10 protein-coding genes and 1 pseudogene are annotated in these 13,690 nt (G+C 48.5%); 9 read left to right on the forward strand and 2 right to left on the reverse strand.

What is annotated here, in order from left to right; all coding sequences use genetic code 11:
- Positions 1-353 precede the first annotated feature (353 nt).
- The 7 genes from H6G00_RS10660 (at position 354) to glpK (ending at position 9,067) form a co-directional block, all read left to right on the forward strand.
- Entirely contained in the window at positions 354-1,091 is a 738-nt protein-coding gene (locus tag H6G00_RS10660) for a PEP-CTERM sorting domain-containing protein (RefSeq protein WP_190796709.1), read from the forward strand.
- Positions 1,092-1,340: 249 nt separating this feature from the next.
- The gene (locus H6G00_RS10665) at positions 1,341-1,490 is read left to right on the forward strand and encodes a hypothetical protein (RefSeq protein WP_190796710.1); all 150 of its coding nucleotides are present in this window, start codon (positions 1,341-1,343) and stop codon (positions 1,488-1,490) included.
- A 209-nt stretch (positions 1,491-1,699) separates the two neighbouring features.
- A complete protein-coding gene (ppk1, locus tag H6G00_RS10670; protein WP_190796711.1) occupies positions 1,700-3,892 on the forward strand; it encodes a polyphosphate kinase 1 in 2,193 nt (730 codons plus the stop codon).
- Positions 3,893-3,935: 43 nt separating this feature from the next.
- Positions 3,936-4,853: a glutaminase gene (locus H6G00_RS10675; protein ID WP_190796712.1), complete on the forward strand. Its 918-nt coding sequence runs from the start codon at positions 3,936-3,938 to the stop codon at positions 4,851-4,853.
- Positions 4,854-5,158: 305 nt separating this feature from the next.
- Complete coding sequence (locus H6G00_RS10680; protein ID WP_190796713.1) at positions 5,159-5,818, forward strand: hypothetical protein; 660 nt, start codon at positions 5,159-5,161, stop codon at positions 5,816-5,818.
- A gap of 57 nt (positions 5,819-5,875) precedes the next feature.
- Positions 5,876-7,405 (forward strand): bifunctional orotidine-5'-phosphate decarboxylase/orotate phosphoribosyltransferase, encoded by a 1,530-nt coding sequence (locus H6G00_RS10685; RefSeq protein ID WP_190796714.1) that lies wholly within the window; start codon positions 5,876-5,878, stop codon positions 7,403-7,405.
- 165 nt (positions 7,406-7,570) lie between these two features.
- A complete protein-coding gene (gene glpK / locus H6G00_RS10690; RefSeq protein ID WP_190796715.1) occupies positions 7,571-9,067 on the forward strand; it encodes a glycerol kinase GlpK in 1,497 nt (498 codons plus the stop codon).
- A gap of 28 nt (positions 9,068-9,095) precedes the next feature.
- Here the strand turns inward: glpK and H6G00_RS10695 are convergent, their stop codons facing one another.
- The gene (locus H6G00_RS10695) at positions 9,096-10,004 is read right to left on the reverse strand and encodes a hypothetical protein (RefSeq protein ID WP_190796716.1); all 909 of its coding nucleotides are present in this window, start codon (positions 10,002-10,004) and stop codon (positions 9,096-9,098) included.
- Positions 10,005-10,142: 138 nt separating this feature from the next.
- A pseudogene (locus tag H6G00_RS10700) lies at positions 10,143-10,740 on the reverse strand (Uma2 family endonuclease).
- 522 nt (positions 10,741-11,262) lie between these two features.
- Here H6G00_RS10700 and crtD point away from each other — a divergent pair.
- Both crtD and H6G00_RS10710 read left to right on the forward strand, forming a co-directional pair.
- Entirely contained in the window at positions 11,263-12,786 is a 1,524-nt protein-coding gene (gene crtD, locus H6G00_RS10705; protein ID WP_242042222.1) for a C-3',4' desaturase CrtD, read from the forward strand.
- A gap of 151 nt (positions 12,787-12,937) precedes the next feature.
- Positions 12,938-13,648, forward strand: a complete 711-nt coding sequence (locus H6G00_RS10710) for a Uma2 family endonuclease (RefSeq protein ID WP_190796717.1) — start codon at positions 12,938-12,940, stop codon at positions 13,646-13,648.
- Positions 13,649-13,690: the final 42 nt, after the last annotated feature.

A 13,690-nucleotide genomic window follows, 5' to 3' on the forward strand; every position in this document is an offset into this window, starting at 1 on the left:
TCATAGAACCTATTCTCCGAAAAAATACTGAGCCCACAATCGGATTGTACGGACACGATGTATCGGTTCTTAAAGAAGACGAAGTCAGGATTGAGCAACTCTTTGAGAGACATCACTTTTCAAATAAAAGCTATTAGCAGCATGAGTCTTCAGGTTCTCTAAAATGTTTATTCTTCAGCACTGCCCAATAAATTTACAGATGTAAAGCCTATTATTTTTTAATGAAAGGTAAAGTCTGTTACTCCTTTGCTGAAGTCTACGTGAAGTGCTACACAACACGTACCAAATGATACATACTGAAGGAGTAACAGGTGAACAACCTCTCTCCGCTTCTTCAAAAGAAAGCTTTAAACATGAAAATGACTGCATTTCTGCCTACTGCTGTAGGTGCTTTGGCGATCGCTCTCTCCGCTTCACTTCCAGCTCAAGCATTTACCTTTTCATTTGGCTCAAGCAGCCAATCTTCTAACCCTCAGGCAACGGGTGCTTCAGCCCTACTGACCTTCGACTTTAGCGAGGTAGTTGGCAACTCCAATGCAATCAAAGTTGACCTCAAGATTGAAAATACGACAGGCGACTCAATTTTTGGGGCTGGCGCAACCACTTCAAAGCTGACCGGAATCGCTCTCGATCTACTGCCCGGCCTGACTGTTAACCCAACCTCATTTGTAGGCGACCAGTATCTTGATACCTTCCTAACTAAAGTCAACTTCACTCCTTTCAGCAACTCTGCGGGCAACTTCAGCATTGGAATTGCTGACAACAACAACTTTGAAGGTGGTCAAGCCACCGATGCGTTACCTCAAGGAGCAACATCTCAAATTAGCTTTGTGGTAGCTGGCTTTACTCCCGGAAAGACAGCAGCAGAGCTAGAAGCAGAGTTTCTTGCTGCCTACTCTGATACCACTGATGGAGTTGACATTGCGGCTCGCTTCCAGCAGGTGAATGCAGGGGCAGGTAGCGATAAGCTGCTTGGTGGAACGCCGGGTGATGATGATGAGGTAACGGTTCCTGAGCCTGCTACTGTCCTCGGCTTAAGCCTGATTGGTGGTGTATTTGCAACCCGTCGTCGCAAGCTGTGCCAAGCATAGTCGGAAAGCTTGCGTGTTAGTCGTGTATCCCTTGAATAAGTAGAAACGAAAGTTTAAAGTCCTCAGATTCTTGGAATTTGAGGATTTTGAATTTTTGGGCGATCGCTCGTCTGGAGCATCTGGGAAACCACTATATGCGTCGGTTTGTGTATTGGCATCCTGGTGCTGTTCCGTGAATACCTCAACAAGCGAGGCAAGTGAGAACAATGGTTATCTGCTAATGCTTACGCGGTTTATCTCATTCACGTCGTGATTGTAATTGGACTACAAATCGGGTTTGCCCCGCTGCCAATTCCACCGTTGCTTAAATTTTTTGGAGTGACCCTGATTGGGGTACCTCTGTGTTTTTTGTTTAGCCACTACCTGCGAAAATTGCCGATCGCCAGCACGATTCTCTAGCTATATTGCATTAGCGTGCAGATTAGAAAAGGACCAGCACTCTATTGCTGATTGCGTTATAACGTTTCTCTAAAAAAGAGGCTACAGATGAAAGGGTGCCCTTTCATCTGTAGCCTCTTTTTTAGAATTGGTATTAGATGTTTGCAGGAAGACTTTCGCTTTGGGGTTATTTCTGGGAGTATCCTAAATAACTTTTCTCAGGCAGAGCTATGACTACCGCGAAAAATATTACTTCAGAAGTGAACTTGAGCGACCTATCTCAGCGTTATCTGAATCGGGAACTGAGTTGGCTGGAGTTTAACAGGCGGGTGCTGCATGAGGCGTTAGATTCTCGCGTTCCCCTACTAGAGCGGCTCAAATTTGTTGCTATCTTTAGCACGAACCTGGATGAGTTTTTTATGGTGCGGGTAGCTGCAATCAAAGAACAGATTGAAGCTCAAGTCAGTAAATTGACCCCCGATGGACTCACTCCCCAGGAACAGCTTGATCTGATTTGTCCGCATCTGCGGCCAATGGTGACTCAGCAACACCGTCACTTTGAGCAAGAACTGCGTCCAAAACTAGCGGAGAAAGGTATCCATATTCTGAACTATATGGATTTGACTCAAGAGCAGCGGCTTTACCTGCGGCACTTTTTTGAAGAGCGAATTTTTCCGGTATTAACGCCGCTAGCAGTCGATCCGGGACATCCGTTTCCCCATATTTCTAATCTCAGTTTGAACTTAGCCGTGGTGGCAAAAGATCCAGAAACGGGAACCGAACATTTTGCCAGAGTAAAGGTGCCAAATATTTTGCCGCGATTTGTGGTGTTGCCGGAGGAGTTGCAGCGGCAAAACGGACAGCACACCGTTTGGGCAGGCGTACCGTTAGAGCAGGTGATTGCTCACAACCTGGAGTTTTTGTTTGCGGGAATGAATATCCAGGAATATTATCTGTTTCGGGTGACGCGAGATGCCGATATCGCAGTGCAGGAGGATGAGGCAGATGACCTGCTGCTGGCGATCGAACAGGGACTCCGCAGGCGGCGAATGGGCGGATTTGTGGTGCGATTAGAGATCCAAACCTCCACGCCTGACTGGGTGCGACGAACACTGATGCGAGAAATGGATTTGGCTGAGAATGATGTGTATGAGGTAGACGGGCTGCTCAATCTAAAGGATTTGATGGCTCTCATGGGGTTGCCGTTGCCTGAGCTAAAGGACAAACCCTGGGCTCCCGTTGCCCCACCTCGCTTGCAGGCGGCGATCGCCTCCCACGATGACCTGCTTAGCCAGGAAGCTCACGAAGATTTTTTCTCGGTGATTCGCCAACGCGATTTGCTGGTACACCATCCCTACGAATCTTTTTCAGCATCGGTACAGCAATTTATCACGCAGGCGGCGGCTGACCCGAACGTACTGGCGATCAAGATGACCCTCTACCGCACTTCAGGAGACTCCCCAATTGTCAAAGCCCTGATTGCTGCGGCTGAAAATGGTAAACAGGTAGTTGCCCTGGTGGAGCTAAAAGCCCGCTTTGATGAGGAGAACAACATTCTCTGGGCACGGCGGTTAGAAAGTACCGGCGTGCATGTAGTGTATGGGCTAGTGGGGCTAAAAACGCATACCAAAGTGGTGCTGGTGGTGCGGCAGGAGGGTGATCCAAAAGGGAATAGCATAGCCCCGCGCATTCGTCGCTATGTTCATGTTGGCACGGGCAACTACAACCCCAAAACTGCCAGACTCTACACCGATCTAGGTTTGTTAAGCTGCCGAGAAGAGTTAGGTGCAGATTTGACCGATTTGTTTAATTACCTTACAGGTTGTTCTCGACAGAGCGCTTACCGCAAGCTACTGGTGGCTCCAGTCAATTTGCGTCATCGCATGACTGAATTGATTCGCCGCGAAACCCAACATAGCCGTAACGGAGATCAGGGACGCATCACCGCTAAGATGAATTCCCTGGTCGATCCGCAAATTATTGCCGCTTTGTATGAAGCCTCTCAGTCAGGGGTCGAGATCGATGTCGTTGTGCGCGGCATGTGCTGTCTACGTCCCGGCGTGAAAGGCATGAGTGAGAATATCCGGGTCATCAGTATTGTGGGGCGCTATTTAGAACACTCGCGTATCTTCTACTTTCACAATAATGGTCAGCCAGAGACGTTTATCGGTAGCGCTGACTGGATGCCTCGCAACCTCGATCGCCGCGTGGAAGCCGTTACCCCAATCGATGATCCAGAGATTGCCAAAACGCTAAAGGATTTATTAGATATTTTCTTATCCGATAATCGTCAAGCTTGGGAACTTCAGCCTAGCGGCGAATATGTGCAGCGCCGCCCTACCAAAGATGAGCCTGAGGGCAACGCTCAAACTATCTTGATGGAAAAAGCATTGCAATCAGTAGGAACATTGAAATCAGTTTAATCAGGATATTGCGATCGCTCAACCCTCAATCATGACAACCGGCATGACAACAGGACTAGCCCAATTAACCCAAAATCAGCTGATCAGATGGGCAGAGAGTGCCCAAAAGAGGGCAGTTCACGGGCGAGTCATCGAGCGTATTGATCAATTGGCTCAAGCCGATGCGCGCTGGTTTGCCGTTCAGATTGAGGTTGGGCTGGGCAATAGTTACTGCTGTGGCAACACAACGCTGACTTTTCCGCTGATGAGCGCGATCAAGCCATTTCTGCTGCTCTATCTGTTGGAGCGCTGGGGAGAACAGGAGGTCTTTCAACAGATTGGGGTTCAACCCTCTGATGCTCCCTTCAATTCTTTAAAGCAACTGATTGTTGATCGGGGTCGCCCTCGTAACCCAATGATTAACAGTGGGGCGATCGCCCTCACCGAAAAGTTACCTGGAGACAACGCAAGTCAGCGCTGCCAGAACCTATGCGACTGGTTAAACGAGCGATCGGGTGCTCAACTGTGGCTAGATGAGGAAATGCTTGCCTCAGTTCGTTTGGCAGGCAGAGAAGTCAATCAATCCCTTGCTCGTTACCTATCAGAAGCAGGATATTTAGAAAATTTGGAAATGGCACTTGATGCTTATGAACAGATTTGCTGTTTGTCAGGTCAGGTGAGAGACTTGGCGCGCTTGGGTAAACTGCTAGCGATTGAAAGTGATTGGCTAAAGCCGCTCCATCGCCAGATCGTGAATGCAGTCATGCTGACTTGTGGTTTATACGAAGCATCCAGTCGCTTTGCCATTCGGATAGGACTGCCGATAAAGTCAGGAATTAGTGGAGCGCTGCTGGCAGTCGTACCCGGACAAGGGGCGATCGCCTGCTACGGTCCCGCTTTGGATAGTGTAGGAAATTCTGTTGCAGGTCTTGCCTTCATCGAAGCTTTATCAAAAGAATTACAGCTTAATCTATTTGGATAATCCATCATCTCTATAGTTGTAGCCAAAAAAGGTAGCAATACTCAGTCCTGCCACTCTTTTTTGGCTAACTTAAGTGACTAACATTTCCCTTTTTTGCACAAATCACCAAATATTGATATACATTTGTATGTGACAAGTGTGATAAATCATCCAATTCGCACTTTAATAGAGAAAGAAAGGATTGAAAGAGTAAGCAACAGTGCGGTAACTGCAGGTTCTTTTTTTCTGTGAAACCAGCCCTGCATGAAACTTTCAACCTTCCAATTTCAGTCTTAAAGCTACAGTCAATCAAGGAATCTCTAACAATGCCGAAGACAAACCGTGTCGATGATCCAACCCTGTCTAAGTTAATGGAGGTTGAATCCGATCTGGCAGCTCAAGAAGCGCAACTATTTGCTCAACTTGAAACGATTCGTGAAAAGCGTGGCAGCTTGCAATCTGTAATCAACATCTTTTCACCAGATTCAGCTCCAGCAAACAGTTCTGACACTGCCAATAAAAAATCTGCTGTTAAGCAGGCTGAACCTGATCTCGAATTGCTCACTTCTGCTGTTCAAACTGCTGTCGCTTCTCCTGAAACAAATGGTTCAAACGGAGCAGCCCCCGCAGAAAAAACTAAAAAAACTCGTCGCCCTCGTGCAACTCAAGCCAAGGCTCCTGCACCTCGCAAAGGTTCTCGTAGAGGACAAGATTTGCAGAATTACATGCGATCGGAGTTTGGTGGTTCATCTCTCACACAGGCCGTTCTAACTGTATTAGAAGGTCAAAAAGATGGAGTGGTAAGCATTCCAGAGGTAATTGGCTCTATCTTTGTTTATGAAACGCCAAGAGAAATGCGGAGCAAAGCTAGCACCCGGATTGCTAACATTCTCTCAACCGGTTTGAAAAGCAATAAGTGGTATCGGGGCAAAACTGGACACTACAGCCTCTCCAAAGAAGCCGCAAGTGCTGATCTAGCTTCTTAACCTGGTGATTTACCCGATGGTGATTTACGCTATTGGGAAGTCTCCCTGCATTTGCTCATGCATTTTTTTAATAAGTTAGAGTCGGCGATCGCACACCATTCCAGTTTGCTGATCGTCGGACTTGACCCAAACCCAGAACTGTTGCCCGCTCAATTTAACAGAGCCACAACATCAGAGTATCGCTGGAATGATAGCCCTTACCCTGGCGATACTCTCATTGAAGGGTTATGGCAATGGTTACAGTTCATCATTGCCGAAACGAGTGAATTGGTCTGTGCCTACAAGCCAACGTTGGGCTTTTATCAGGCATTAGGTGTCCCCGGAATGGAACTGTTGCAGCGAGTTTTACAAGCAATTCCATCTCACATTCCGGTTATTTTAGATGCCAAGCATGGAGACTTAAACACCAGCACTCCCTTTGCCCGTAGTCTGTTTGAACAGTGGCGGGTCGATGCTGTGACGCTCAACCCTTATGTTGGGCAAGATCTAGTTGCTCCTTTTCTGGTGTATCCCGGCAAGGCAGTGTTTTTGCTTTGCTGTACGTCTAATCCATCTGCTTTGGCGGTGCAAGAGTCTATTCAAGTTCAAACCGCACAAGCCCAAACGGTGCAAACTCAGCCCAATCTAGGTTTGCCACTCTATCTCCAGGTTGCTAAGGAGTCAAGAAACTGGGGGACACCAGAGCAATTGGGATTAGAAGTAGGAACTACACTTCCCTCGGTCTTGAGCAGTGTACGGGCGATCGCCCCAGAGCGCTTAATTCTGGCACGAAGCATCTGGCAGGAGGGGGTAGATCTCTCCCAAATGCTAGCGGCAGGTCTAGATGTAAATGGGGAGGGGTTACTGATTCCTATCCCTCAAGACTGGCTGGGTCAGGCTGATTTGTCTACAGCGGTGCGATCGCTGCGAGATCAGGTTAATTTAGCCAGAGCCAAAGCTGTGCGTGAAGGAGCAACCTGTGACCTCTGGGTATCCGATGTTTGCACCCTGGAGCAACAGCCCCACCTGGAGCTCATCTTGCAGCTTTATGATATTGGCTGCATCCTGTTTGGCGAATTTGTTCAGGCGTCGGGCGAAACTTTTCCCTATTACATTGATCTGCGTAAGATCATCTCGAATCCCCAGATCTTTCACAGGATTCTAAATGCTTACGCAGATATTCTCACAACGCTTGAATTTGACCGGATTGCAGGCATTCCCTACGGTTCCTTGCCAACCGCAACAGGGTTATCCCTGCGGCTAAACCGTCCCATGATTTTTCCTCGCAAAGAAGTGAAAGCGCATGGCACTCGTCGCCTGATCGAAGGCAATTTTGAGCCTGGAGAAACGGTAGTCGTCGTTGATGATATTTTGATCAGCGGTAACAGCGCTATGGAAGGAGCCGCAAAGCTGCAATCCGCTGGGTTAGAGGTCCGCGACATCGTTGTGTTTTTGGATCACGAAGGTGGCGTAAAAGATAGATTGCGGAGTAATGGGTACACGGCCCACTCGGTACTCACGCTATCGGAAGTGACTGAGGCACTCTATCAATCAGGGCGCATCAGTCAAAAGCAGTTTGAGGCATTGGCAGAAGCCGAGGCCTCTTAATTTTTGTTATTGGTTACTCATCATTCGTCATTTGTTGTTCATCATTCATTAGACTGCCATCAATCACTTTTTTGAAGCGTGAACGGTAGCGTGGCAGGGCGGCGCTACCGTTCACACAGAAGGTCTATTGTAAGGTGATGACCAGTGACTAGTGACGAATGACCAATGACCCAATACATCCTCGCCTTTGATCAAGGCACAACCAGTTCGCGGGCAATTGTGTTTAATCACAGTGGCGATATTCTCTCCATTGCCCAGAAGGAGTTTCGCCAAATTTTTCCGCAACCGGGTTGGGTTGAGCATGATGCAAATGAGATTTGGTCGTCTCAACTGGGGGTCGCAAATGAGGCGATCGCCCACATTGGCATTCGTGCTAGAGATATTGCGGCGATCGGCATCACCAATCAGCGAGAAACGACTCTGGTTTGGGATAGGAAAACTGGACAGCCAATTCACAATGCAATCGTTTGGCAAGACCGTCGCACTGCCGGTCATTGTGATCAGCTGAAGGCGGCTGGTTATGAATCAACTTTTCAACAAAAAACGGGATTAGTGATTGATTCCTACTTCAGTGGCACAAAACTGAAGTGGCTGCTTGATCATGTTCCCAACGCGCGTCAGAGAGCCGAACGGGGTGAACTCGCCTTTGGCACGATTGACTCCTGGTTAGTGTGGAAACTGACCGATGGAGAACTTCACATCACTGATGCGACGAATGCCTGCCGTACTTTGCTTTTTAACATTCACACCTGTGAGTGGGATGAGGAATTGCTGGAGATTCTAGAAATTCCCCGTTCGGTGTTGCCAGAGGTTCGCTCCTCATCAGAAGTATATGGACACACCGCAGAAGGAATCTTGGGTGCAAGAGTGGCGATCGCAGGCATCGCGGGTGACCAGCAGGCGGCAACCTTTGGGCAGGTGTGTGGCGATCGCGGCATGGCTAAAAACACCTATGGCACGGGCTGCTTTGTGCTGCTCAACATTGGCGACGAGCCGGTTCTCTCCCGCTATAAGCTGCTCACCACCATTGCCTGGAAACTAAATCATCGAATCAACTACGCCTTAGAAGGCAGCATCTTCATCGCGGGTGCCGTTGTGCAATGGCTACGGGATGGACTGGGCATCATTCGCAACAGTGCAGAAGTGGAATCGCTGGCAATGAGTGTTCCCGATAATGGCGACGTTTACCTGGTGCCTGCCTTTGTGGGTCTGGGTGCGCCCCACTGGGACAGCTACGCTCGCGGTACCATCGTCGGGCTAACTCGTGGCTCCACCAGCGCCCACATCGCCCGTGCCGCCTTGGAAAGCATCGCCTACCAGACGGCAGACGTACTCATTGCCATGCGGCAAGACTCTAACCTGGAGCTTTCAGAACTGCGGGTGAACGGCGGCGCGTCCCGAAACGACTTGCTAATGCAGTTTCAGGCAGACGTGCTAGGTGTTCCGGTGGTGCGTCCCAAAATCACTGAGACAACGGCTTTGGGAGCCGCTTACCTGGCAGGTCTGGCAGTTGGCTACTGGCAAGATGAAGCAGAAATTGCTCAGCAGTGGCAGGTCGAACGTCGATTTGAACCCAACATGAGTGATGACCAACGACATACGCTGCTTGCCTCATGGCATCAAGCGGTTGACCGTGCCCGCTGGCAAAGCCCTATCTCGTAAAGCTTTAAGGTTTTATGTAGAAACGGGGTTACTCCAGTTTGTTTTGCGTTGAAAGAATGACTGCATCTATACCGCTCTCTTGGAGGGGTAAGCTGCTTGGTGCTTCTTCAATTAGAAAACTAGCCGTGCCGCCCTGCCTCACCAAATCAGGCATAAACTCACCCAATCGGCGTAGCCGTTCTGGATTGTCGTCCCAGTTGACTGTGATTGACTGATCAATCGCAAAGTGTTCAATTCCGCTGAGTTGGACAAAGTGATAACCCATTGGAGTCCATTCGTCAGTTGTGATTTTGATGTGATGGCTGTTGCCACACCAGACCAGCAGTTTGGCACTAGAGGGCAGATTTTGTAAGCCGTTGACTAGATTCTCTGCCTGAACTCTCTCCCGTAAGTTTGTAAATTCTAGCGAAAGCGTGTCAGACGAGGGATATTCCTCAAAATCAATTTCGTAAGAAATTAGCGTCCAACCTAAACTCAAAGCTGCTTGAACAAAGGCTCTCATTTCAGGATGAGTCATGTAGTTTGCTGCATCTTCTGGTAATTTGGGCAACTGTCGAGTTTGGTTTGTCTCGGTTGCGACGAATTGTGTTAACGCTTCCATTGCCAGATAACGAACTCCTGCCGCATGAGCAACAGGTAGAATTTGTCGTCCAATTTCACGGCTGCGAATGTTTCTAGTAGCTCCGCTGTGGGCTTCGTTCATCATTACAACGGGCGATCGCTCAAACCCAACAGCGACCAGTTCTGAGGGCGATCGCCACCTCAAGTTTGAGTTAGGAGTTGCCCAACCCTGATGTCGAGCAGTGCCTAAACCGAGTAAAAGCCCTGCACCCGCTAAAAGCTTTCTACGCTTCAATCGGGTTGATAGTAGTCCTGACAAGGAACGATTTATCTGGTAAAAACTCTGGCTTCCTTGATTCTTATTGGGTTGACGCATTTGCTAGAAGCTATTTGTTCGTACTATTTAACTCTCTATAGTCCGAAAGTTAACTTAATGAAGCTTCATTTGCCTTCACCCTACTAGTCTTGAGTGTTGAAGTGTAGCGAGAGATAGAGGGCGATCGCCAATTCTCAGCTATTTCTGAAGTGACTGCTGAAATGTCTTCACCGCTTCAACGTGATTGGTCATGCCTATGCAACGTATTAACAAATCCAGATCAATTCCTTGCAATTCCTACACTGCTGGAAATCTTCTCATAGCGGAGCCTATCCTCTTCTGTTCGCAGGTGATAAACCTGTAACACACCGTCCTCCCAAAACCACACTTCAGGGGTCTTCAGCCGCTTGTATGCCTCTAGTTTGTTGATACCCCCACTGGTAAACACAACTTCGATGACTAAGTCAGGGCGCGATCGACCAGGGAACAGTTTATAAGACTCATCTGCTTCGCGTTTAACGGCAGTCGCTTCATTTTCTATTGTCATTGACCCCGTTGGGATGAAATCGTATCCTGCCATCAGTAGGTAAAGTTCTACTAAGGCTGCAATTCTTTTTTTAATTGTTTCATGCGGTTCTCCTGGCATCCGTCTGATCTCCAATATTCCATCTAAAAACGACAGTCGGTAGCCAGGACGGTCTAACAACTGCTCAACAGCTTTAAACTCCCTCCAGGGCAGTGGCTCAAACAGCAGAGGTTCTTCCTTTTGAATGGGAGCAATGATTGCTTGAGTCATAACATCCTCTAACTTTGGTGAATCTGATTCAACTCTCGTATCCCTGATTCGGCTGATGCCCTACCTCTTTGTCACTGCCCTTTTGAAAAATAAAACATAAGTGACAGTAAGCCAGTCATACGTTACGTAAGTTAGTTCCCAACCTTCTCTTCCTCTTCTAGTACACACAGCTTGCAATTCTGGGTATTTGGCGAAGCGAAATTTGAACAACCCGCCTACTACCTCCACGCTGTACTCCCAAAGCAGTAATTCTGACATTGCTTATCCTGTTTAATCCGTTACTTAAAACCCTGACGATCTATACATCTGCATTAGGAAAGGTAACCTATACCAATTCTTCGTGAAGCTGTATAGAACAAGAAGTATAAAAAGTAGGGACTTAAATAAAGAGCCCTGTTTCATTGAAGCTAGTTCTGTGTAAGCTCAAATCGAAATGGCATTACTAAGGTTTTACTTGCTCTTACCTTATCGATCAAAAGTTCTAAGGGTGGAATATTATAGAATTATTAAGGAATGTAAATCATGGTTGGCAGGTTTCCAATGTCGAGTCGTACCTATTCCAACGCTAAACGAGTAGTCGTGATTGGGGCGGGCATTGGGGGACTGACTGCAGCGGCGCTATTAGCGCATCGGGGTTATCAGGTGTTGGTGCTAGATCAGGCGCTGGTGCCGGGTGGGTGTGCTTCGACGTTTAAGCGACGCGGGTTTACATTTGATGTTGGTGCGACTCAAGTTGCAGGGTTAGAACCTGGAGGAATTCATCGTCGGATCTTTGCAGAATTAGACATTGATTTGCCAGAAGCAACTCCTTGCGATCCGGCTTGTGCAGTGTATTTGCCAGGAGAGACTCAACCGATCAGCGTTTGGCGTGACTCCGATCGCTGGCAGGCTGAGCGACAACGACAGTTTCCGGGCAGTGAACCGTTTTGGCAACTAATGGCAGACTTGTTTCGCTATAGCTGGGCATTTCAGTCCCGCGATCCGGTGTTGCCGCCCCGTAACCTGTGGGATTTTGGGCAGCTTGTTCAGGCGGTTCGTCCAGGAACGCTGTTTACGCTGCCACATACTTTTTCAACAGTGGGTCAGGTATTGCGCTGGTATGGGTTGGGGGGCGATCGCCGTCTCAAAACATTTCTTGACCTTCAGCTCAAGCTTTATTCTCAAGTTGATGCAGAAGATACGGCGCTGCTCTATGCAGCAACTGCGCTAGGGGTTTCTCAGGAGCCACAGGGACTTTATCATTTGCAGGGCAGTATGCAGGTATTAAGCGATCGCCTCGTGGCATCTCTAGAGCGGGATGGCGGCAAACTGCTGATGCGTCACACCGTTGAGCAGATTTATACGGAGAATGGGCAGGCAAAGGCGATCGCCATTCGCAATCAAAAAACAGGCGAAACCTGGACAGAAACCGCTGACCACATCGTCGCTAACGTCACTGTGCAAAATTTGATGCAGCTATTGGGCACAGAAGCTCCCAAAGGCTATGAGCGACGAGTAGAAAAATTGCCTTCAGCATCGGGCGCATTTGTGGTGTATCTGGGTGTTGACCAGTCTGCTATTCCTGCTGATTGTCCGCCGCATCTTCAATTTCTCTACGACTACGACGGACCAATTGGTGAAAACAATTCTTCATTTGTCTCGGTTAGCCATCCTGGAGATGGGCGTGCACCAGAGGGCAAGGCTACGGTAATTGCTTCCTCATTCACTGATCCAACAATCTGGTCACACTGCGACAACTATGAGTCATTGAAGCAGCAGTATACGGAAGAGGCGATCGTCCGCTTATCCCAATTCTTTCACCTCACTCCTGAAACCCTGGTTCATACTGAAGCGGCAACGCCACGCACCTTTGCTCACTTTACAGGGCGCGATCGCGGCATTGTCGGCGGCATTGGTCAACGCATCCCCACCTTTGGCCCGTTTGGATTTGCCAATCGTACGCCAGTCAAGCACCTCTGGCTGGTTGGAGACTCTACTCATCCCGGTGAAGGCACCGCAGGGGTAAGCTATTCTGCTCTTACCGTTGTTCGGCAGATTGAGGCATAGGACATCTGATGAAGGCAAAATAAGATTAAGGTTTTTAGCTATTAGTCATTCATGTAAGCCAACACCTAACGACTAATAGCCAGTGGTCAACGACAATGATCAGTGACTAATGATTAACTACCAGCCCTAATTCTAAGAATCGGCAATTCTTATGACTGCCTACGTCCCGACTGAGCCAACCACAATCATCTACCCCAGTTCTGACGGTGAACCCTTGGCAGAGACTTCAATTCATGTAGATGCAATCATCGCGATTATCACTGCTCTGCGCCTTTATCTAGAAGGTCAGCAAGCCATCGTGTTGAGCAACCAGTTTTTTTATTTTGCTGAAGGATTTCCCCGGCTGCGCGTTGCTCCTGATGTCATGGTGATATTTGATGTAGTGCCTGGACCCCGCGACAACTATAAAGCTTGGGAGGAAGGTCAGGTACCCGCTGTCATCTTTGAAATCACATCAGAAGGCACCCGTGAGCAGGACAAAGTCCATAAGAAAACTCTGTATGAACAGATGGGGGTACGAGAATATTGGCTGTTTGACCCCAAAGGTGAATGGATTGAGGGGCAGTTGCAAGGATATCGCCTCCGGGGTGAGATTTATGAATCAATTATTGATGGGCGTAGTGAGCCGTTAGCCCTGCGCTTGCAGGTTGAAGAACAGTTACTTAATTTTTATCGTGAAGACACGGGTGAAAAGCTACTAGTTTCCGAAGAATTGGCGCAGGCACTGAAGCAAGAACGCCAACGGGCAGAACAGGAGCGCCAACGGGCAGAACAGGAGCGCCAACGGGCAGAACAGGAGCGTCAACGGGCAGAGCGACTGGCAGCACAGCTACGCGCCGCTGGCATTGAGCCAGAAGAATAAGGGGTGATCTCGGAGAGATACCCGCAGGGGGTCGCCTCTCTG

Source organism: Leptolyngbya sp. FACHB-541 (genome assembly GCF_014695875.1).
GTDB lineage: Bacteria > Cyanobacteriota > Cyanobacteriia > Elainellales > Elainellaceae > JAAUTN01.

What these genes read in the sequence shown, in the direction of transcription:
- H6G00_RS10660 (WP_190796709.1), top strand. Translation starts at nt 354, where the DNA reads ATGAAAATGACTGCATTTCTGCCTACTGCTGTAGGTGCTTTGGCGATC.
- ppk1 (WP_190796711.1), top strand. Translation starts at nt 1,700, where the DNA reads ATGACTACCGCGAAAAATATTACTTCAGAAGTGAACTTGAGCGACCTA.
- H6G00_RS10675 (WP_190796712.1), top strand. Translation starts at nt 3,936, where the DNA reads ATGACAACAGGACTAGCCCAATTAACCCAAAATCAGCTGATCAGATGG.
- H6G00_RS10680 (WP_190796713.1), top strand. Translation starts at nt 5,159, where the DNA reads ATGCCGAAGACAAACCGTGTCGATGATCCAACCCTGTCTAAGTTAATG.
- H6G00_RS10685 (WP_190796714.1), top strand. Translation starts at nt 5,876, where the DNA reads ATGCATTTTTTTAATAAGTTAGAGTCGGCGATCGCACACCATTCCAGT.
- glpK (WP_190796715.1), top strand. Translation starts at nt 7,571, where the DNA reads ATGACCCAATACATCCTCGCCTTTGATCAAGGCACAACCAGTTCGCGG.
- H6G00_RS10695 (WP_190796716.1), bottom strand. Translation starts at nt 10,004, where the DNA reads ATGCGTCAACCCAATAAGAATCAAGGAAGCCAGAGTTTTTACCAGATA.
- crtD (WP_242042222.1), top strand. Translation starts at nt 11,263, where the DNA reads ATGGTTGGCAGGTTTCCAATGTCGAGTCGTACCTATTCCAACGCTAAA.
- H6G00_RS10710 (WP_190796717.1), top strand. Translation starts at nt 12,938, where the DNA reads ATGACTGCCTACGTCCCGACTGAGCCAACCACAATCATCTACCCCAGT.